Origin of the sequence: Sphingosinicella sp. BN140058 (genome assembly GCF_004135585.1) — a bacterium.
Taxonomy (GTDB): Bacteria; Pseudomonadota; Alphaproteobacteria; order Sphingomonadales; family Sphingomonadaceae; genus Allosphingosinicella.
Genome location: NZ_CP035501.1, coordinates 2,773,779 through 2,793,942 on the forward strand (window position 1 = coordinate 2,773,779; position 20,164 = coordinate 2,793,942).

General features: G+C 65.3%; 16 protein-coding genes. 13 read left to right on the forward strand and 3 right to left on the reverse strand.

The genetic code is table 11. The annotated features are described in order from the left end of the window. Positions 1–198: 198 nt before the first annotated feature. The 5 genes from ETR14_RS12635 to ETR14_RS12655 all read left to right on the forward strand — a co-directional run bounded on the left by ETR14_RS12635 (position 199) and on the right by ETR14_RS12655 (position 6,353). On the forward strand, positions 199–819 hold the full coding sequence (locus ETR14_RS12635) for a hypothetical protein (protein ID WP_129385008.1): 621 nt from the start codon (positions 199–201) through the stop codon (positions 817–819). A 673-nt stretch (positions 820–1,492) separates the two neighbouring features. Beyond that, a complete protein-coding gene (locus tag ETR14_RS12640) occupies positions 1,493–2,707 on the forward strand; it encodes a nucleotidyltransferase family protein (protein WP_129385010.1) in 1,215 nt (404 codons plus the stop codon). Positions 2,708–2,959: 252 nt separating this feature from the next. Further along, positions 2,960–3,673, forward strand: coding sequence for a DUF4365 domain-containing protein (locus ETR14_RS12645; protein ID WP_129385012.1), 714 nt, complete (start codon positions 2,960–2,962; stop codon positions 3,671–3,673). 144 nt (positions 3,674–3,817) lie between these two features. Then, complete coding sequence (locus ETR14_RS12650) at positions 3,818–4,858, forward strand: hypothetical protein (protein ID WP_129385014.1); 1,041 nt, start codon at positions 3,818–3,820, stop codon at positions 4,856–4,858. Between the two features lie 655 nt (positions 4,859–5,513). Continuing rightward, the gene (locus ETR14_RS12655) at positions 5,514–6,353 is read left to right on the forward strand and encodes a hypothetical protein (RefSeq protein WP_129385016.1); all 840 of its coding nucleotides are present in this window, start codon (positions 5,514–5,516) and stop codon (positions 6,351–6,353) included. A gap of 460 nt (positions 6,354–6,813) precedes the next feature. On the opposite strand, the gene ETR14_RS28350 is transcribed toward ETR14_RS12655, so the two are convergent. Then, positions 6,814–6,987: a hypothetical protein gene (locus ETR14_RS28350; protein WP_165356423.1), complete on the reverse strand. Its 174-nt coding sequence runs from the start codon at positions 6,985–6,987 to the stop codon at positions 6,814–6,816. Between the two features lie 75 nt (positions 6,988–7,062). Beyond that, positions 7,063–7,686 carry a hypothetical protein gene (locus ETR14_RS12665; protein WP_129385020.1) on the reverse strand — a complete coding sequence of 208 codons (624 nt, stop codon included), beginning with the start codon at positions 7,684–7,686 and terminating at the stop codon, positions 7,063–7,065. Positions 7,687–7,961: 275 nt separating this feature from the next. On the opposite strand from ETR14_RS12665, the gene ETR14_RS12670 reads away from it, so the two are divergent. The 4 genes from ETR14_RS12670 to ETR14_RS12685 all read left to right on the forward strand — a co-directional run bounded on the left by ETR14_RS12670 (position 7,962) and on the right by ETR14_RS12685 (position 13,817). After that, positions 7,962–9,368 carry a 3' terminal RNA ribose 2'-O-methyltransferase Hen1 gene (locus ETR14_RS12670; protein ID WP_129385022.1) on the forward strand — a complete coding sequence of 469 codons (1,407 nt, stop codon included), beginning with the start codon at positions 7,962–7,964 and terminating at the stop codon, positions 9,366–9,368. Then, positions 9,365–11,905: a polynucleotide kinase-phosphatase gene (locus ETR14_RS12675; RefSeq protein ID WP_129385024.1), complete on the forward strand. Its 2,541-nt coding sequence runs from the start codon at positions 9,365–9,367 to the stop codon at positions 11,903–11,905. Before ETR14_RS12670 ends, ETR14_RS12675 begins: the two co-directional genes overlap by 4 nt. Positions 11,906–12,673: 768 nt before the next feature. Next, positions 12,674–13,204, forward strand: a complete 531-nt coding sequence (locus tag ETR14_RS12680) for a S41 family peptidase (RefSeq protein WP_129385026.1) — start codon at positions 12,674–12,676, stop codon at positions 13,202–13,204. A gap of 148 nt (positions 13,205–13,352) precedes the next feature. Further along, complete coding sequence (locus ETR14_RS12685) at positions 13,353–13,817, forward strand: hypothetical protein (RefSeq protein WP_129385028.1); 465 nt, start codon at positions 13,353–13,355, stop codon at positions 13,815–13,817. 622 nt (positions 13,818–14,439) lie between these two features. On the opposite strand, the gene ETR14_RS12690 is transcribed toward ETR14_RS12685, so the two are convergent. After that, a complete protein-coding gene (locus tag ETR14_RS12690) occupies positions 14,440–14,907 on the reverse strand; it encodes an Lrp/AsnC family transcriptional regulator (RefSeq protein ID WP_129385030.1) in 468 nt (155 codons plus the stop codon). Positions 14,908–15,133: 226 nt separating this feature from the next. On the opposite strand from ETR14_RS12690, the gene ETR14_RS12695 reads away from it, so the two are divergent. The 4 genes from ETR14_RS12695 (at position 15,134) to cysN (ending at position 20,136) form a co-directional block, all read left to right on the forward strand. After that, entirely contained in the window at positions 15,134–16,015 is an 882-nt protein-coding gene (locus tag ETR14_RS12695) for a phosphoadenylyl-sulfate reductase (protein WP_129385032.1), read from the forward strand. Next, on the forward strand, positions 16,012–17,397 hold the full coding sequence (gene cysG / locus ETR14_RS12700; RefSeq protein WP_165356424.1) for a siroheme synthase CysG: 1,386 nt from the start codon (positions 16,012–16,014) through the stop codon (positions 17,395–17,397). Before ETR14_RS12695 ends, cysG begins: the two co-directional genes overlap by 4 nt. Further along, positions 17,394–18,314, forward strand: coding sequence for a sulfate adenylyltransferase subunit CysD (cysD, locus tag ETR14_RS12705; protein ID WP_129385036.1), 921 nt, complete (start codon positions 17,394–17,396; stop codon positions 18,312–18,314). Before cysG ends, cysD begins: the two co-directional genes overlap by 4 nt. A 148-nt stretch (positions 18,315–18,462) precedes the next feature. Then, positions 18,463–20,136, forward strand: coding sequence for a sulfate adenylyltransferase subunit CysN (gene cysN / locus ETR14_RS12710; RefSeq protein WP_129385038.1), 1,674 nt, complete (start codon positions 18,463–18,465; stop codon positions 20,134–20,136). Positions 20,137–20,164: the final 28 nt, after the last annotated feature.

The window sequence follows — 20,164 nt, forward strand, 5'->3', positions numbered from 1 at the left end:
ACGCGCGCTCCACGGAATTGGGTTTATGGTGCCACGCCGCTCAATTTCTCCGGCGGCAAGCTGGAGGCAGCGAGAAGACTCGTGCGCGATGTGCGAGCAATGAGTGGAGTGGCATCGTAATTCCCCCAGTATTTCGAGAAGTTGCATATATCTTTAACGCCGGGGGACCGTAAGAAATGAGGCGATTGGGGGTGAGCGATGATCAATGGTGAGGCGGCGCGCCGGAAGGTAGCGACCGCGTTCGCCGAAGCAGTCGACGAACTGGTGCGCGACCGAATGGACGGTCTCGTTGAGGAACCGGACATCACGTCCCGCCTGGGGCAGCGTCTCGAGGATCGATTCGACGGGCAAATCCTCGCCGGCCACCGTGTGCGCGTCATCAGCGAGACTGTCACCTCACATGGCCGAGGCTCTCTTGAAAAGCCATTGGGCGCTGACCTTTATGTCGCCCTCTCCGTGGAGGACGCATGTGGTTTGACGACAACGAAGGGTGTTCTCATCCAGGCGAAGCGTCGCGACAGGCTCGACCCGGCCGGGCTCAGCAAGCAATGTCGCCGCATGATGCATGTCACTCGAAAGGGTTCCGTGGCGTGGATCTACACACGAACGGGCGTCGACGTGGTGCGGGCGACTGATACAACGAAGAAGGAATGGCCTGTGCTGAGTGCAAGTCAGTTCTTCGACGCCGTGCTGAAATGCACGCTTGGCGATTTGCGACGCGTACCAAACGGGTCGTTTGGGAACCGTCGCGCGCTGAAGGCCATGCTAGAGAAGATGGGCGCCGATAACGCCATCTGGCTGGAGCTCCAGGAACAATAGCATCTATCGCTAGCGCCGGTTTAGGCAAGGAGCCTGGCAGCTGCATAATGAAGCACTTAGCGCAGGAGAAAAGCCGATGAGGCAAGTCAACGCCGAGGGATCAGTACTCCTGGTCGGTTTAGGCCTCCTCATCGTCGTTGCCGAGCGTCTTGAGGGTCGTCAAGACTTCCTGTTCTGGTCAGGAGTCGTTTTCGCCGTCGTTGGCATCGCTGCCCTTTCACCATGGGGAGGTCGGTTGCGCTAGTCTGGCTCAATCCGTCGAGCCATACGAGGTACCGGCTGAGGGACCAAAGAGACTGCGTCCATGGTCTTTCTTCATTCACCGGCGCGTGTGCGAACCGACAGCTCAGCGCCAGTCTCGGACGCTCGACTCGCGGAAACTTGATCCCAAAAGCGGCCTTTCGTTCACACGGCTCGAACGACAAACCTGGTCGAAACCGACCCGTCAGGTTATGGTTGACGGCGCATGTGAACGGCTATTCATTCAAAATCCCCGCAGGAGCTGCCAAATTTCGTCAATGGTGATTTACGGCTCGGCCGCCGCCGGGCGCCTGAAGCATCCACGAAGGTCCTTCGACCTGATTCCGCGCGCAGCCCGCCACTTGGAAGACCGCCCCATCGCTCGCGACCAACAGCCGTCGACCGCCAGGCTCCCACCCGCTATCCTGCGGAGATGACAATCAAGGACCTGCGCTTGCCCGACCAATCGAGAGGCCCACGCCGATTTGCGCTGATCTCATGGACGACGACCCAGGTGGTTCAGCCGCCCCAGGTCGAGGGACGTCAAGAGAGCAGGATCGAGGACTACCTTAAGAAGGCGACCCTGCTTAAGCAGATTATGTCGAACAAGGCGCGGCGATACCGTGTTATCAACGCGGCGCAGAACATCGCCACAGTCGCCGTCTCGTCGCTCCTCCTCTTCATCGGGTTCTCGGGCCTCGACAAGATCACCCTTTATCTCTCTTGGTTCCATTCAGTCAGCCGCCAAGGGGCCGAGTTCACGTTCAACCTTCTGGTGTTCGCACTCTTCGTCGTCGGCGTGCTGCATCTTGTCTTCCGGTTCGCCGAGAAGCAGTCCTCCGCAGAGAAGGGCATTGCGGCCTTGGCCGCGCTGGCGAACGAGATCGAGGACACCATTACCTCGAAGGGCAACCTCGTGATCAGCGAGGGCCCGGCGAGGGTCGACCTCGTGCGCACGCGATATGAGGCGATAGCGGAGAACCTGCCGGCAAATTCGGACCGCGAGTTTCTACGCGCCAAGCGGGACCTCGCCACCAAGGAGAGCCGGAGGCCGACGATCACGATCAGTCCCCAGCAACTGTTCGACAGGAAGCAGCAGCAGCGGATCGTCTCGTCAATCGCGCTGGGGTCCCGCGCTATCGTGGACGCGCTGGTCGCACTTCGCAGCACCGACAAGGCGCTCTACCTCGGCGGCGGCATGATCCGCAACGCCGTGTGGGACCACCTGCACGGATACGGCTCACCAACGCCCGGCGACGACGTGGACGTGATCCACTTCGACTCGGCCGATACGGAGAAGCGGCACGACGAGGCCATCCGGGTGCGCCTCACTTCACTCGTCCCAAATGCGAGGTGGTCCGTGAAGAACCAAGCCCGCATGCACTCGGTCAACAGGGAGCCACCGTATTCCTCTATCGAGGACGCGATTTCAAGATGGCCGGAGACGGCCACCGCCTTCGTCGCGCGCCTGGACGAAACCGGGCGCATCGAGTTCGTCGCGCCATACGGCTTTGACGACCTGCTCCGGCTCCTGATCACCAACACGCCTCCCTTTGCAGCCAGAGTGGACGTGATCCGCAGGAGGGCCGAGGAAAAGCAATGGCAGCGTCTGTGGCCGCGGCTGCGCCTCCTGCTACCGAGCGACTGAGGCGAACGAGGCAAGGTCGCCGTTACGGTGCCACTCCACTCAATTCACCCGGCGGCAAGCTGGTGGCGGTGAGAAGACTCGTGCGCAACGTGAGAGCAAATGGGTGGAGTTGCACCGTATCGCAAATAAGTGGAGTCGCACGGCATTTCCCACCTTCTGCGCTGCGGTAGAACGACATCAACCCTCTTGGATGATTGCAACCACGCAAGTGCCTGATATTTCAAACTTGAGGAAGACAGATACGAATAGCCGATGCCAAAACGATCACGATCGCACGAACTCGAGGAACTGTCCGTCGCACGATTCAACGCGCTGCTGCCCGCGAAGTGGGTGTCGCGCGCTAAGCTGCCCGACTATGGCATCGATCGGGAGGTGGAGGTATTTGATGAGGAAGGCAACTCGACCGGCTTGACCTTCTTGGTGCAGCTACGGGCGACGGACAGCGCCGAGCTCGGGGACCGAGTCGTGCTTGAGACCGACGAGCTCGATTATTATCGCCAACTCGACCTTCCGGTGATCGTTGCGCGCTACAGCAGCCTTTACGACAGCTTCTTCTGGCAATGGGATATTACGATCCGCTCGCGGGTCCGGCCCAAGGAAGGCCAATCTAGCGTCACCTACCGATACAAGAAGACGGAGCTGTGGGGCGAGGCGACGCCAGCCGCGATCCGTCGGACGCTGGAGGTACGGCGTGCGCTCTCCTCCTATCCGCAAGGCGCGGCGGTGCCGGTGCGGCTCGATCTTTCGCGGCTTCCTCCGGAAATGCACTATGCGACCGAGCGGGTGCTGGGCCAAGCGATCGCCCATTGCGCTGGCGTGCTGACGCGTCCACGCGATACCCGGCTGGTCCAAGTGGATATCGTACCGGAAGTCGATTTCCTTGCCGTACGGATAGACACGATCGCCTCCGTGACCTTTGACCTGCCAAGTGCCGACGCCGGTCTCATCGCCAACTCGGCGCTGTAAGCGCTGGTCCGCTTGTTCCTGGAAGGAGGCTTGGTCCGACAGGCGGAGACGATTGCGCGAGCCATTGTTCAGCGCGGCGCTGCGCATCCAAGCGACGACCTCGCTCTCACTGCTTGCCAAGCGCTTGCCGGCGACCCCGCGGCGATGATCGAGCTTGCCATCCTCAACGGCTTCCACCGCCAGACCGTGTCTTATGGCGCGATTCTGTTCGAGATCAGCAGATCAGCGTGCGGCTTGCCGGTGAAGGATGCCGCCTGCGATCGGTTCTTCGCGGCCGCTCTCGAAGCCGCCGAGGAAAATGATTCGGCCAGCGTCTCGGCAGTCCATTATTCGATCGCCAACCATTACCGGCGCCCCGCGACCTATTTGCGTTCGCTGCGGCACTATAACCGAGCGCGACGGCTTCGACCCAGCTATTTGAAAACGGGCTATTTCCTGCGGGATTTGGGCGGCCTGCTCTACGAGGCGGGTCACCCGCGCTGTGCGGCGGGCGCATATGGCGCGGCACTTGGGTCGAGCAAGGATCCGATGCTTTCCTTTCTACTTGGCGACGCGCTTTTCCGCGCCGGCGCGCTCGACGCGGCGCAAGTTCAATTCGAAACGGTCGCCACGGAACATCCGGCGGGGGTTGTGGTCCAGGAGGCAACGCTCAAGCAGCATGTCTGCGCTTGGCTGCGCGACCTAGCGGGACGCGATCGGCTGCCGCTCGAGCGCCGGACGGCCTATGCGGCAATGCGCCCAGACGGCGCGGAGGTCGCCGAGCAGCTTCGCGCAGTCCTTCGGGAGATCGACGGCCTTAATCCGCTGGCGCATTTCAACCTTGGCATCCATTGCCGCGACGAGCGACGGCATTGCGATGCTATCCCGCACTTTCTGACATGCGCGTTCATGCAGCCGGGCGACCTGGAGGCCTGGTCCAATGCCGCGATCGGCGCATTCGCCCTTGGCGACGCGGAATCGCTGACCGAGATTCTTAGCGTCGCGATCGAGCATAACGGCGCTGACGCCTATGACCGGTTTCGCGTCGACATCGCTGCACAGGGTGCGAGTGCCGAGGCGCTGACTAAGCTCGACAGCGTGGCCGTCACGCTGATCGCCGAAGCCCAGGCTTCGCATCCGGGCGCGTTCACGATGCGGGTGCTTGACGGCGACCGCTACGAGGCTTTCACCATCATCGACCCGTGAGCGACGCCGACCCACTGAGTTGAACGGCGGGGTATATCCAGGCCGGCGACTAGTCCGGGCCGACGTGTTAGCCGTTTTTTTGCTGAGAAAACACACTTAGCCTGCTGCGTAGGTCGGCTCACACGCCGCATCATCGTCAGGGTTGCGCAATCTTCAAATAAAAGAGCAGGGACACAGTACCTGTTGGAGCCGTGCGGCCCTTGCGCGAAGGATCTGAGGCGCACCGAGTTCGCGGATCCGGAGAGATCGGTAAAGGAGACCTTGATACCCTTGGTGGACGTGAATTCGCCGACAGGCATGATCGTGATGAGCTTCGGTGTCCGTTCCATGCCGCAGCGATACGGGGATCGGAGCTCCGGGCGGTGCGTCCGTTTACGCGCAGGCTTCCTGTGCGACCTCTCGCTGTCATGCGGTCGCGCTGCCGCGTTGACAAGCCTTCGCTAGTCGGAGTTGCCACGAAGGATTAAACGAGTGGTCCGGGTTGCTCGAGCTTGCCCGTAAGAGGTCCTAACAGGCGCTAAGAGGCCGCTTTCGGCGTTTCGCGAAGATCCGGCAGCCAATTGCTCTCGCAAGCCTCAGAGCCAAGGATTGGCGGACGGACAATCGCCTTGTAGCTGGATATGTAGGCGCTCCTATGCTGCCGCTGGAGAAATTGATGACCGACGATGCTACGAAAGACGCGATCTTCGAGCGGATTGCCGCACTGAACATCGCTGAGCTTTGCTTCGATTGGCCGCTTTATCGGCGGATCATCACCGGGTTGGAGGGCTCCAGCTCTCTCGCGCGGCGGCTGCGAGATGACGGGATTGCCGTAGACGCATTCTGCATTCACTGCCGCAAGACTGGAACGTTCAGAAAGGCTTCGGCTCACACCCGGGTTGCCCCGATGATCACGCAGTCGGTCAGTTCAAATCCCCCTCCTGAGCCATGGCAGACTGTGATTGTACAGTGCACTCGCTGCGGCTCCGCCTACAGGTTCATGTTCGGGATCTACAAAGGCGGGATTGCAAAGGTCGGCCAGTCTCCGTCCGCCGCCGATATTTTGAGCGCCGATATGACGAGGTTTGCGGCTCTGCTCGACGACGTCGACCAGCACGAGCTGCGGCAAGCTGCGATGTTGAACGGAGCGGGAGCGACGATCGGCGCACTTGTCTACCTGCGGCGAATCTTCGAGCGGATGCTTGAACGGCACCGGCAGGAGGCTGAAGATCTCCTCGGGCCAATCGACGGATATGCGACGATGTGGACAGATCAGCGTATTGAGGCGCTCCGAAGTGTCCTCCCTGCCGAGGTCGTCGCGAACCGGAAGGCATACGCTGTCCTGAGCAAGGCGATTCATGAACTGACCGAGGAGGAAGCGGCGAAGTACCACGACGTTCTTCGCGCTGTGATCATCAAGATTCTACAAGAGGACATGTCCCGCAGGGAGGATGAGCTGGCGTCCAACGAACTTCGTAACCAGCTGGCGAAGATCGTCGGCGAGCTCAAGGACTGAGTGGTCGCCGTTGCGTTCGCGCCGACCAGCCTCTTAATCATACGGGCGACGCGCGGAGTACGGTGAACCTTGCAGCCGTAGCACGAGCCTTCGGGCTCCGCGATGTGGGGAGATGCAAGACCCACACGCGCGTCGCAATGATCGCAGGGGGGAGATATGAATGGCTTGCACACAGCCGGCGGAAGCTTCTCCTCGAGCAAGCTCCAGTTCCAGCTGCTCCAGCTCCAGCTGCTCCAGCTCCAGCTGCTCCCGGTCCGGCTGCAACTCCGGCCGGCGAAACGACGGTGCACTACATCCAGCTCCAGCCGACACCCTACTTTCACAACCAACGGCGACGCTCATCAGGGGGCTTGCCGTGGCGGGAGCGGTAATCGTCGCCTTCTTCCAGTTGCGTATCAATCATCGACAAACGGGAATTCAGAGCAGGCAGGCCGACATTCAGAACCGTCAGGCCGGCATCTCAGAGCGACAGGTCGGGATCCAGGATTTCCAAGCGGGAATAGCAGAGCGGGATTGGAGTCGCGACATCCGTCCCAAAGTTGACGTCGGTGAACCAGCGCGCCGGGCCGCGGGTGAACGATGATCTGGGGCGGGCAGGGAATTTCGCGCTGAAGTCACCGACGACCTCGGCCATATACTCTTCTACATTAGCGTTTCCGGTACTGACGCTCCTGCCGCACGGTAGAAGCCCGGTTAGAACAGGCGGAGCTTATCCGAAGATGGAGGTGTAGACCCCCGGCCCGAGGATTCCCTTTTCCAAATGTCTCAGCCGCTCCGCCGTGTACGTCAGAATGTCCGCGACATCGCCCGGCATGATGAAGTCGAACAGCAATGGCTGACCACTCAAGGACGGTTTGATCTCAAAGCGCTTGCTGTCATCAAAGATCCAGCGGAGGTGGGCCGGATGAGATTTGAGCCGGTTTGCACCTGCCTGGGTGATGTTGAACCTGTTCCCATGGGCCGCTGCGTTGCGGAGATGGTAAACCAGCTCAAACTCAGGCTGACGGTCGAAATAGGCGTGTGCTGCGAGCATATCTCCTGCAGTGATAAGCGCCCCGGCGTACCACGCTTTAGAAACGTGCTCTTTTATGGACGGGTGATCCGTAGCAAGAGATAGATAGTGGGGTAGGAGATAGGAGATGCTCGTTCCATCCAGCCTGTTGAGCTTGGCCTTTACGCCGCCCGCGCCGGCGTCCCCGTAAGCCTCTTCGCCGCTGACCCCGCTCGCTATCAGCGACAACGCATCAGCGGCATAACAACCTTGCGCAAGCTCAAAGATGGCCTGACCCAGCGCGAATGCACCCGGGAACTGGCTCACAAAACCTGTCGTCAACGCTAACCTCCTCTGTGCTCCCTTGGCTACTTCGACGGGTTGCCCCCCCACCCAATGCCCGCCCTTGACGCCACCCCCCACGCCCGCGATGCTAAGCCATGGCCCAGGCACCGACCCGCAACCCCATTTGCAGCGCGATCCGCGCGGCGACGTTGCGCGCCTTTGCTCCCTATCCCTATGCCCGCGCTGCGCCATAGTCGAACCGTCCCGCACACCGACCATGACCGCAGCCCCGTCGAGCCCCTCGATGGGGCTTTTTCATATCCGGACCTGATATGCTCCTGACCATCACCACCACCCACCGTCCCGCCACCGATCTCGGCTTCCTGCTGATGAAGCACCCGGACAATGTCCATTCGGTCGAGCTCAGCTTCGGCACGGCGACGCTCTTCTATCCCGAGGCCACCGAGGAACGCTGCACGGCGGCGATCACGCTCTCCGTCGATCCGGTCGAGCTCGTGCGAGGCAAGGGGCGGATCGAGGACCAATATGTCAACGACCGCCCCTATGCCGCCTCGTCTTTGCTGTCGGTGGCGCTGGCGCGGCTGCTGGGCACCGCCATGGGCGGCCGGTCCAGGCACCGCCAGGACCTCGCGGAGCAGCCGATCCCGCTGGAGGCCAGGATCACGCCGCTGCCCGCGCGCGGGGCTGCCGATCTGCTCGCCAGCCTGTTCGAGCCGCTCGGCTATGCCGTGCAGGCGGAGCCGACCCCGCTCGATCCGGCGCATCCCGAATGGGGCGACAGTTCCTATGTGGCGTTGACGCTGCGCGGCCGCGTGCGGCTCGCCGCCTTGCTGACCCACCTGTTCGTGCTCGTGCCCGTCCTCGACAATGACAAACATTATTATGTCGGCGAGGCCGAGGTGGAGAAATTGCTGCGCAAGGGCGCGGGCTGGCTCGAGACCCACCCGGCGCGCGAGCTGATCGTGCGCCGCTATCTGCGGGGGCTAGGCGGGCTGGTGCGCAAGGCCAGGTCCCAGCTCGACGAGAGCGTCGAGGCGGAAGAGGCGGAGGAACATGCCCGGCGCGACGCGGCCGAGGACGTGATCGAGAAGCCGATCCGGCTCAACGACCAGCGCATGGACCGCGTCGTCGCCCTGATCCGCGAGCTTGGCGCGATGAGCGTGCTCGATCTCGGCTGCGGCGAAGGCCGCCTGCTGCGCGAATTGCTGAAGCTGCCCGGCCTCGGCCGGATCACCGGCGTCGAGGTCGCGCCGCGTGTGCTCGCCGGAGCCGGCGACCGCCTCAAGCTCGATCACATGCCCGACATCAAGCGCCGCCGCATCGAATTGCTGCAGGGCTCGCTCGTCTATCGCGACGACCGGCTGAAGGGCTTCGACGCCGCGGCCGTTATCGAGGTGATCGAGCATATGGAGGCGGAGCGCCTGCCCGCGTTCGAGGCGGCGATCTTCGGCCATGCCCGTCCCGGCGCGGTGATCGTCACCACGCCCAACCGCGACTACAATGCGCTGTTCGAGAACATGGCGCCGGACGCGCTGCGCCATCCCGATCACCGCTTCGAGTGGAGCCGCGCCGAGTTCCGCCATTGGGCGGAGAGCGTGGCGCTGGCGCATGGCTATGGCGTGCGCTTCGAGGGGATCGGGACGGAGGATCCGGTTCACGGCTGCCCCACCCAGCTGGCGGTGTTCACCCGCGCCGAGGATGCGAAGGTGGCGGCATGAAGATCGAGATTCCCGAATTCGCTCTGGTGCTGCTGGTCGGCGCGTCCGGCACCGGCAAGTCGAGCTTCGCCGCCAGGCACTTCCTGCCCACCGAAGTGGTCTCGTCGGACCGCATGCGCGGCTGGGTCGCGGACGACGAGAATGATCAGAGCGCCACCGTCGAGGCCTTCGATCTGCTCCGCTATGTGGTCGAAAAGCGCCTGAAGGGACGGCGCTTCACCGTCGTCGACGCGACCAACGTCCAGCCGGAATCGCGCAAGGGGCTGATCGCGCTCGCCAAGAAATGGCACGCGCTCGCGGTCGCGATCGTGTTCGACCTGCCCGAAGCGATCGCGGTCGAGCGCAACGCACAGCGGCCGGATCGGCAGTTCGGAGCCGGGCCGGTGCGCCGCCACATGCACGCGCTCAAGCGCTCGCTCGGCGGCATGAACCGGGAGGGCATACGCTACGTCCATCGCCTCCGCTCGGTCGAGGCGGTCGACGCGGTCGGGATCGTGCGCACCCGGCTCTGGAACGATCGCCGGGAAGAGACGGGGCCGTTCGACATCATCGGCGACGTCCACGGCTGCGCCGACGAGCTCGAGACCTTGCTCGACAGGCTCGGCTACCGGGTCAGCTGGAACGGCAAGGCGGTAACGGTCACGCCGCCCGACGGCCGCCGCGCGATCTTCGTCGGCGATCTCGTCGATCGCGGACCGCGCTCGCCCGACGCGCTGCGCATCGCCAAGCACATGGTCGACAGCGGCACCGCCATGGCCGTCGTCGGCAACCATGACGACAAATTGAAGCGCCACCTCGACGGCCGCAACGTCAAGCCGAGCCATGGCCTCGCGGAAACGATCGAACAATTCGCCCAGGAGCCGCCCGAATTCGCCGCTGAGATGCGGACCTGGCTCGATGGCCTGATCAGCCATTATGTGCTCGACGGCGGCAGGCTGGTCGTCGCCCATGCCGGCCTCAAGGAGGAGATGCAGGGACGCGCCTCGGGCGCGGTGCGCAGCTTCTGCATGTATGGCGAGACCACCGGCGAGATCGACGCGTTCGGCCTGCCGGTGCGTTGGGATTGGGCGGCCGATTACAAGGGCAAGGCCAAGGTCGTGTACGGCCACACGCCGGTCGTCGAGGCGAACTGGGTCAACGGCACCTTGTGCATCGACACCGGCTGCGTGTTCGGCGGCAAGCTGACGGCGTTGCGCTATCCCGAGCTCGAGCTGGTCGACGTGCCGGCCCGGCGAACCTATTACGAGCCGGTCCGTCCGCTGGCGGCGCCGGCGGCGGATACCGGAATGGCCCCGCACCAGCTCAACCTTGCCGACGTGCTCGGCAAGCAGGTGATCGAGACTCGGCATTATCATCACGTAACCGTGCGCGAGGACAATGCTGCGGCCGCGCTCGAGGTGATGAGCCGCTATGCGGTCGATCCGCGCTGGCTGATCCATCTGCCGCCGACCATGTCGCCGGCGGAGACCAGCGCGCAGGAAGGCTGGCTGGAGCGCCCCGAGGAGGCCTTCGCTTATTACGGCAGCAAGGGCGCGAAGATCCTGGTCGCCGAGGAGAAGCATATGGGGTCGCGCGGCCTCGTGCTGCTGGCGCGGACGCAGGAGGTCGCCGCCCGGCGCTTCGGCGTGCACGACGGCGCCCGCGGCGTGATCGTCACCCGCACCGGCCGGCGCTTCTTCAACGACGCCGCGCTCGAGGCGGCGGCGCTGCACCGGATCGATTTGGCCATGGACGCTTCCGGCCTGTGGGCCGAGCTCGCGACCGACTGGGTGCTGTGGGACGCGGAGATCCTGCCGTGGAGCATGAAGGCCGGCGCGCTCGTGCGCGGGCAATATGCGGCGGTCGGCGCGGCAGCGGTCGCCGGTCTCGGCGCCTTGTCCGATGCGCTCGCCGCCGCAAAGGCGCGCGGGGTCGCAATCGACGATCTCGCCGCGTCGGCCGCTGCGAGCCTCGCCGACGCGACCCGCTATCGCGCCGCCTACAATCGCTACGTCGCGCCCTTCGCCGGGATCGAGGATCTGCGCATCGCGCCCTTCCATCTGCTCGCGAGCGAGGGCGCCGTCCACGACGACAAGGATCACCTCTGGCACATGGCGGCGGCGCACCGCCTGGCCGAGGCGGACCCGGCGCTGCTGCTGGCGACGCAATATCGCCGCATCGACCTCGACGATCCTACCCAGGTCGCCGACGCGATCGCCTGGTGGGAGGCGATGACCGCCGCCGGCGGCGAGGGCATGGTGGTGAAGCCGCTCGATTTCGTCGCCCGCGGGGCGAAGGGGCTGCTCCAGCCCGCCATCAAATGCCGCGGGCGCGAATATCTGCGGATCATCTACGGCCCGCATTATGATCGCCCGGAGAATCTTGAACGCTTGAAGAAGCGCGGGCTCGGCCACAAGCGCTCGATGGCGCTCCGCGAATTCGCGCTCGGCCTCGAAGCCCTGCACCTGTTCGTCGAGCACGCGCCGCTGACCCGCGTCCATCAGGCGGTGTTCGGGGTGCTGGCGATGGAGACCGAGCCGGTCGATCCGCGACTGTGATGCGACGCTGAAGCGGCCGACCACGGGACCACCGGCAAGCCCAGCACGCTGGCCGGCGGTTCTGGAGGTCCCGTGTCCGAGAAACACCCGTTTGTCCTGAGCCCGTCGAAGGACCTCCTTCTACGCCCACGCTCCGTTCGTCCTGAGCCCGTCGAAGGACTTTCCTTCTTCTGTTTGAGATGGACGGGGACAGGCTTCGGCAACGATCGCCGAGGCTTCCGGCAGGTAAACCACCGAGCATTCGCGCCGGATTGACCTTACAGCAATGGCGTGCATCCTTCGGTAGCGGGGGAGGGCTCGCATGCTTCATCGTTGTCTCGGCGCGATTTTTCTGATTCTCACCGCATCGACCGCGGCGTCATCGCAGCCGCCCAGCCGCCCGGAACCAGCAGCCTATCTCGACCAGGCTCTCTCGCTGCTCCGACAAAAGCACATCAACAGCGCGCGGGTGGATTGGCCCGCCATCGAGAAAGCGGCGCGCGCGCAGATTGCCGGCGCAAGAACGACGGCGGACACCTATCCCGCGATCGTCGGCGCGCTTCGAACATTGGGCGAGAGGCATAGCTTCTTGAGGGAGCCGCGCCCGGAAGAGGGCGCCGAGGGGGGTGCGCCCAGGTCCGGTGCGCGCGAGCACGCCCCGCTGCCGAGCTGGCAGCTTCTCGACGGAAAGTTCGGTATGGTTCGGCTCCCGGAGCTCAACGGCCTCGCTGCCGATGGCGAGGCGATCGCCGCAAAGTACACCCAGATCGTCAATCCGGGCTGCAGACCATGGATGCGGCGCCGCTCTGCGGCTGGCTCGTCGACCTGCGCGACAATGGCGGCGGGAATATGTGGCCGATGCTGAAGGGCCTCGATCCACTCCTCGGCACCGCACCCTTCGGCCATTTCGTCCTGTCCGCGAATGCAACGATGCCATGGGTCCGCGCCTTCGGAAACATCTTCCCTTCCAAGGAGACATTCGACGCGGCGCCACCGGCCTTCAAGCTAGCGCACGCCGATGCACCGCTCGCCATTCTGTTCGGGCCCAATACGGCCAGTTCGGGCGAAATGACTGCGATCGCCCTGCTCGGGCGCGCCCGAGTTCGCACCTTCGGCGCTCCGACCGCAGGCTTCACGACCGCGAATGAGACAAGTCCGCTCGGCGACGGCGCGGTCCTGGTGATCACCACGATGACGGTGCGCGATCGTACCGGCAAGAACTACGCAGGTCCGATCGTTCCCGACGACAGGGTTGCGCTTGCCGATGCCGAGGCCGCAGCCAAGACGTGGCTGAGGAGCCAATGTCGAGCCCGGCCGTGATCATGGTGTCAACCGAGCTCGGTTCGATGGCGTGCTCAGGTGACGCGAGAGAGTTCTTGCGGTTGTTCAATACGAGGCAGGATTGAACGTGCGAGTGGTCACGGCCCTCCTCCTGTGCCTCGCATCCGCGGGGCCTGGTGCCGGCGCCATGCTCGCTGGCCTCCAAGCCGATCGCGATATCGGCTGGCTGACCTACGCCGAGCATGCCGAGCGGCTGTCGAACATGCCGCGCTTTGGCCAGCCGGACGAGTCCGCTCCTTTTCCGGACGTGATGCGTCGGGCGGAGCAAGCCTGCCCCACGCCACGCCGGGCTTCGGACCTCAGTTTTGCCGATCTCGCGGGCGCCGGCGAGATGCTGAAGCCTCGCCCCAACCGCTATGTCGATCGAGACAGGCTGCTGGCATCCTGGAACAGGCTGGAACGAACGGAGCGTCTCCGTGTCGCGCTGTTCGGGATGACCGAGCGTGCGTCCGCCGCCGCGTCTTCAGCAGTCGTCACCAGGGAGGACGAACGAAGCTCCAACGTCCGCACGCGGTTGCACGCGCTGCTCTGGGCCTGCTGGCACCTCGAAACGGAACGCAGAGGGCCGCGATCTTCTTCGGAGATGCGCTGAGGTGCGCATCTCAGTGCAGGACGCTGGTCGGCGACCTCGCCAAGACCGTCCCCAGATATTGCGCCGTTCGTCCTGAGCCCGTCGAAGGACCTCCCTTCCCTCCGGCATCAACAGGGGAGGGGCTCCGACAAGGATGACCGCCATTGGTCAAGCGGATCATGCAACCACATCAGCCCGAGCCAGCTCTGGAAGCAGGGGAAACGGGCGATCACGACACGTCAGAAGCGCTGAACGTGCAGGACGAATCGAAACTTGAAATTCACCGGTGTTCATGATACGTTCCGCCACCCGCCGCCTCCGCGAACTCGCCACTCCATCACTGCGAACCATCGCGCCGCGTCCCGGATTCCTCTGCCGCCGGGCACAAGCTCGTCTTTGAAGGCCGGGGACTGGATCATCAAAGCGTAGGCACGGCCGCCCTGGTCCTCGGCTCCGCGCCGGCGGCCGAGCGGCGGAAACAGACGTCGGGTTCGCGGGCGCCGGTCGGAGCGTGAGAATCGACCGTATTTACGGTGAATACGGTCGATTGGAGCCATGGCCGCGCGCGCTGAAAATCGACCGTATTTACGGTCAATACGGTCACCGCCGGAGCGCCCTCCCGGGCGCCCGGGAGGGCCGGGCCTCACCCCTTCTCCGCCTCGTCCAGCGGATAGGCGGTGGTGAACTTCACCCGTTCCATCGCGAAGCGGCTGGTGACGTTCTTGAGCGGGAGCAGGGCGACTAGGCGGCGGTAGAAAAGGTCATAGGCGGCCATGTTGGCGACGGCGATGCGGAGCAGATAGTCGACGTCGCCGGCCATGCGGTAGACTTCCATCACCTCCGGCATCGCCTCGACCGCGGCGGCGAATCGCTCCAGCCATTCGGCGCTGTGGTCGCCTGTCTCGATCTCGACGAAGACGGTGAGGCCGAGCCCGATCCGGTCGGGGTCGACCAGGGCGACGCGGCGCTGGATCACGCCCGCTTCCTCCAGCCGCTGGATCCGCCGCCAGCAGGGGGTCTGCGACAGATTTACCCGTGCCGCGATCTCGGCGACGGGAAGCGACGAATCCGCCTGAAGGATGGCGAGGATCTTGCGGTCGGTGGCGTCCATCCAAAAAACTCCGGCTTCGGAGCATAATCTTCTACTTCGGCGACCCGCTTGCGCAAGAAGTCTGTTATCTCGGGCGGCGCCGTTGATCGCTTTGGAAAGGCCGCATATCTGGGCGTCTCCAGTACTTCCTAGATGCGCGTCGGCCACGGAGGCTCCGGTCCCCGTGGTCGGCGTCGCTTGGAAGATTATTCTAATCGGTACCCCGCACGGGGCCCAGGTGAACGACATGGTGATCGAAGCAGAAGGCCCGTTCGACGTCCGCGGCGACGGTGCGGGCGACGCGGCCGGACCCGCCCGCAGCGACGTTCCCGATGCGATCGATCCGGTGATCGCGGATCTGCCGCAAGCGGCGCTGATCGCCCGCATCACCGGTGCTACGATCCCGGATCGCCTGCGTGCCGCCTGCGCCGCGATCGAGGGCCGCCTCGTCTTCACCACCAGCTTCGGCATCGAAGACCAATTGATTGCGCACCACATCTTCACCGAGAAGCTGCCGATCGAAATCGTCACCCTCGACACCGGACGGCTGTTCCCGTCGACCTACACGCTCTGGCAGGAGACCGAGGAGCGTTACGGCGTACGCATCAAATCCTTCCACCCCGACGCCGCAGCCGTCGCGGCGATGGTCGCGGATGCCGGCATCAACGGCTTCTATTATTCCAAGGACGCGCGCATTTCCTGCTGCAATGTCCGCAAGGTCGAGCCGCTCGGCCGCGCGCTCGCTGGCGCCGCTGCCTGGGTGACCGGCCTGCGCGCCGACCAGTCCGGCCAGCGCGCCGCGGTCGATCTCGCCGCCTGGGACGCCGAGCGGGGCCTCCTCAAGCTGGCGCCGCTCTACGACTGGACCCGGGACCGGGTCGCCGCAGAATGCGCGGCGCTCGGGGTCCCCGTCAACGCCCTCCACGCCAAGGGCTTCCTGTCGATCGGCTGCGAACCCTGCACCCGGGCGCTGCAGCCGGGCGAGCCGGAACGCGCCGGGCGCTGGTGGTGGGAGAGCGACCAGGCCCGGGAATGCGGCCTCCATGTCGGCGCGGACGGGCGTCTGGTACGGAGCGCGGCCCCCGCCGCTTCGCCATCCAAGGCCGTCCCGAGTGGAGCCGCAGCATGAGCGACGAATTGAACCCGGTTGCGACGCCGCCGCGGATCGGGACGCTGCCGAACCTGCCCGTCTTCCACAAGCTGACCGGCCGCAAGGTCGTCGTCGTCGGCGGCTCGGACGTCGCGCTCTGGAAGCGCGAGCTGGCCGAGGCGGCCGGCGCCGAGATCGTTCATCTGACCAACGGCTGGACCCCGGAAGATCTGGAAGGCGCCGCGCTCGCCTTCGCCGACATGCCCGATCGCGACGAGGCGCTGCGCTTCATCGCCGCCGCGCGCGCGGCCGGGGCGCCGGTCAACATCATCGACCAGACCGATCTGTGCGATTTCCAGGTCGGCACGATCGTCAACCGCAACCCGGTCGTGCTCGCCATCTCCACCGACGGCGCCGCGCCGATGCTGGGCCAGTCGATCCGCACCCGGATCGAGAGCATCCTGCCGCTCGGCCTCTCCGCCTGGGCGAAGGCGGCGCAGGCGTGGCGGCCGCGGGTCAAGACCGCGATCGCCGATTTCGGCGCTCGCCGCGGCTTCTGGCAGCGTTTCACCGATGCCGCCTGGCGGAACATCGATCGTGCGCCCACCGACACGGATTTCGACGCCCTCGTCGCCGACACGCCCGCGACCCGGGTCGGCAGCGTCACGCTGGTCGGCGCCGGCCCCGGCGATCCGGAGCTGCTCACCTTGAAGGCGGTGCGTGCGCTTCAGAATGCGACCGTGATCCTCTACGATCAGCTGGTCGGACCGGGCGTGCTCGAGCTCGCCCGGCGCGAGGCCAAACGGCTCGCGGTCGGCAAGACCGGGCACGGCCCCTCGTGCAGCCAGAGCGAGATCAACCGCACCATCGTCGAGCTGGCCCTGGCCGGCGAGACCGTGGTTCGCTTGAAGGGTGGCGACCCTTTGATCTTCGGCCGGGCGACCGAGGAGATCGATGCGTGCAAGGCGGCCGGCGTGTCCGTCTCGATCGTGCCGGGTATCTCCGCCGCCCAGGGTGCCGCCGCGTCGCTCGGCATCTCGCTGACCGAGCGCAACAAGGCGCGGCGCATCCAGTACGTCACCGGCCACGGCGCCGACGGCAAGCTCCCAGCCGACATCGACTGGGGCGCGATGGCCGACCGCAAGGTGACCACAATCCTCTACATGCCGCGCAAAACGCTCGGCGAGTTCGTCCGCAAGGCGCTCGCCAAGGGCCTCGATCCCGCGACCCCTGCGGTCGCCGTCGCCAATGCCAGCCGCGCCGATGAGGCCCATGTCGCCGGCACCATCGCCGGCATCGACGATCTCGCCCAGGGCCTCGCCGCCGGCGCGCCGGTCACCGTGCTGATCGGCTGGGTCGCCCGCGATCTCGCCCGTGCGCCGGCCGAGCTTATTCCGTTCCCGAAGGCCGCTCTGTCATGAATGCTCCCGCCACCCTCCGGACGCTGACCCATCTCGAGCAGCTCGAAGCCGAGAGCATCGAGATCATGCGCGAAGTGGTCGCCGAGACCGAGAAACCGGTGATGCTCTATTCGGTCGGCAAGGACAGCGCGGTGATGCTTCACCTCGCCCGCAAGGCCTTCTACCCGGCGCCGCCGCCTTTCCCGTTGCTCCACGTCGACACCACCTGGAAGTTCCGGGAGATGTACAAGCTGCGCGACCGCGTCGCGCAGGAGAGCGGCATGGACTTGCTCGTCTACCGCAATCCGGAGGCGGAGCGGCAGGGGATCAATCCGTTCGACCATGGCGGACTCCACACCGACATGTGGAAGACGGAAGGGCTGAAGCAGGCGCTCGATCTCTACGGGTTCGACGCAGCCTTCGGCGGCGCCCGCCGCGACGAGGAGAAGAGCCGCGCCAAGGAGCGTATCTTCTCGTTCCGCTCGGCCAGCCACCGCTGGGACCCGAAGAACCAGCGGCCGGAATTGTGGAGCCTGTACAACGCCCGCAAGGCGCCGAAGGAGACGATCCGGGTGTTCCCGATCTCCAACTGGACCGAGCTCGACATCTGGCAATATATCTATGCCGAGAACATCCCGATCGTGCCGCTCTACCTCGCCGCGCCGCGCCCGACGGTGGAGCGCGACGGCCTCATTCTGATGGTCGACGACGATCGCTTCCGGCTCCATCCGGGCGAAGTACCGGTCGAGCGCTCGGTCCGCTTTCGCACGCTCGGCTGCTACCCGCTGACCGGCGCGGTCGAGAGCGAGGCGGCAACATTGGCCGAAGTCATCCAGGAGATGCTGGTCGCGACCACCTCCGAACGCCAGGGCCGCGCGATCGACAAGGACGGCGGCGGCGCCAGCATGGAGCGCAAGAAGCAGGAAGGATATTTCTGACATGATTCCTGTTCGCCAATCCTCCCCCTTGGGGGAGGGGGACCGCGCGCAGCGCGGTGGAGGGGCTGGCACTGCGCCGGGAGTCCCTGCCAACCCCTCCACCGCCGGCGACGCCGGCGGTCCCCCTCCCCGTACCGGGGAGGAATAGATGGCCACCGCACACAGACTGACCACGGCGGCCGAGACTGCGCGCGCCGAGATCGAGGCCTATCTCGATGCGACCAGCCGCAAGTCGCTGCTCCGCTTCATCACCTGCGGCTCGGTCGACGACGGCAAGTCGACCCTGATCGGCCGTCTGCTCTACGATTCGAAGATGCTGTTCGAGGACCAGCTCGATGCGCTGGCCAGCGACAGCAAGCGCTCGGGCACGCAGGGCGAGGCGCTCGACCTCGCTCTGCTCGTCGACGGCCTCGCCGCCGAGCGCGAGCAGGGGATCACGATCGACGTCGCCTATCGCTTCTTCACCACCGAAAAGCGCAAGTTCATCGTCGCCGACACCCCCGGCCACGAACAATATACGCGCAACATGGTCACCGGCGCCTCGACCGCCGATCTCGCGGTGATCCTGATCGACGCCCGCAAGGGCGTGCTGACCCAGACCCGGCGGCACAGCTTCCTCGTCCACCTGCTCGGCATCCGCAACGTCGTGCTGGCGGTGAACAAGATGGATCTGGTCGGCTTCGATCAGGCCCGCTTCGACGAAATCGTCGCCGATTACCGCGCCTTCGCCGACGAGATCGGCATCTCCGGCTTCACCGCCATCCCGGTCTCGGGCCTGAACGGCGACAACGTCACCACCCGCTCGGACGCGATGCCCTGGTATCGCGGGCCTGCTCTGCTCGAGCATCTCGAAACGGTGCCGGTCGAGTCCGCGGCGCAGGCCGACGAGCCGTTCCGGATGGCGGTGCAGTGGGTCAATCGGCCCAATCAGAATTTCCGCGGCTATGCCGGCCGCATCGCCTCCGGCCGGATCCGGGTCGGCGATACGGTCTCGGTGCTGCCCGCCGGCCGCCGCTCGCAGGTCGCACGCATCGTCACCTTCGACGGCGATCTCGCGGAGGCGGTGGCGGGTCAGTCGGTGACCCTGACCCTCACCGACGAGGTGGATTGCTCGCGCGGCGACATCATCGCGTCGGCGGCCGCGGAGCCGGAGCCGGTCTCGCGCCTCGAAGCGACCCTGGTGTGGATGTCGGACGAGGCGATGGTCCCGCACCGCTCCTATTGGCTGAAGATCGGCAGCCAGACGGTCAGTGCCGCGATCGGCGGCATGGGCCCGATCGTCGACGTCAACACGATGGAGCAGCGCCGCGGCCTTACCCTCGCGCTGAACGACATCGGCCAGGTCGACATCGATCTCGACCGGCGCATCCCGGCGGTGCTGTATGCCGACAACCGGCGGCTCGGCGGATTCATCCTGATCGACAAGGTGACTCATGCGACGGTCGCCGCCGGGCTCGTCCAGGGCTTCCCGAAGAGCGTGCTCAAGACCGCCGACCATCATGAGGCGGACAAGGGATCGATCCTCTGGATTGCCGGCGCCGGCCGGAGCGCGCATGCGGCGCGTGCGGCCGAAAGCCTGGCGGCACTCGGGCGGCCGGCTTTCGTGCTGGACGAGGCGGCGATCGCCGATCTGGTCAGCGATCTCGGCGCGAACGCCGAGGCCGAGCGGATCCGCCGGGCGCGCGAGGTCGCGCGGTTGATGGCGCGGGCCGGCGTGCACGTGCTGGTCACGCTCGAAGCCGCGCCGGAGGAGGCGCAGCCGGGCCGCCGGATCGAGGCTGGAACGAACGAAGACGAAGGGGCGGGCGAATGGGTGATCTGAGCCACGCCGCCGCACCACGAACCGAATG

Excerpts from the sequence above, each read along its gene's own strand:
- cysG (WP_165356424.1), top strand. The coding sequence starts at position 16,012 with ATGAGCGACGAATTGAACCCGGTTGCGACGCCGCCGCGGATCGGGACG.
- ETR14_RS12695 (WP_129385032.1), top strand. The coding sequence starts at position 15,134 with ATGGTGATCGAAGCAGAAGGCCCGTTCGACGTCCGCGGCGACGGTGCG.
- ETR14_RS12635 (WP_129385008.1), top strand. The coding sequence starts at position 199 with ATGATCAATGGTGAGGCGGCGCGCCGGAAGGTAGCGACCGCGTTCGCC.
- ETR14_RS12650 (WP_129385014.1), top strand. The coding sequence starts at position 3,818 with ATGATCGAGCTTGCCATCCTCAACGGCTTCCACCGCCAGACCGTGTCT.
- cysD (WP_129385036.1), top strand. The coding sequence starts at position 17,394 with ATGAATGCTCCCGCCACCCTCCGGACGCTGACCCATCTCGAGCAGCTC.
- ETR14_RS12680 (WP_129385026.1), top strand. The coding sequence starts at position 12,674 with ATGGATGCGGCGCCGCTCTGCGGCTGGCTCGTCGACCTGCGCGACAAT.
- cysN (WP_129385038.1), top strand. The coding sequence starts at position 18,463 with ATGGCCACCGCACACAGACTGACCACGGCGGCCGAGACTGCGCGCGCC.
- ETR14_RS12640 (WP_129385010.1), top strand. The coding sequence starts at position 1,493 with ATGACAATCAAGGACCTGCGCTTGCCCGACCAATCGAGAGGCCCACGC.
- ETR14_RS12670 (WP_129385022.1), top strand. The coding sequence starts at position 7,962 with ATGCTCCTGACCATCACCACCACCCACCGTCCCGCCACCGATCTCGGC.
- ETR14_RS12675 (WP_129385024.1), top strand. The coding sequence starts at position 9,365 with ATGAAGATCGAGATTCCCGAATTCGCTCTGGTGCTGCTGGTCGGCGCG.
- ETR14_RS12655 (WP_129385016.1), top strand. The coding sequence starts at position 5,514 with ATGACCGACGATGCTACGAAAGACGCGATCTTCGAGCGGATTGCCGCA.
- ETR14_RS28350 (WP_165356423.1), bottom strand. The coding sequence starts at position 6,987 with ATGGCCGAGGTCGTCGGTGACTTCAGCGCGAAATTCCCTGCCCGCCCC.
- ETR14_RS12645 (WP_129385012.1), top strand. The coding sequence starts at position 2,960 with ATGCCAAAACGATCACGATCGCACGAACTCGAGGAACTGTCCGTCGCA.
- ETR14_RS12685 (WP_129385028.1), top strand. The coding sequence starts at position 13,353 with ATGCTCGCTGGCCTCCAAGCCGATCGCGATATCGGCTGGCTGACCTAC.
- ETR14_RS12690 (WP_129385030.1), bottom strand. The coding sequence starts at position 14,907 with ATGGACGCCACCGACCGCAAGATCCTCGCCATCCTTCAGGCGGATTCG.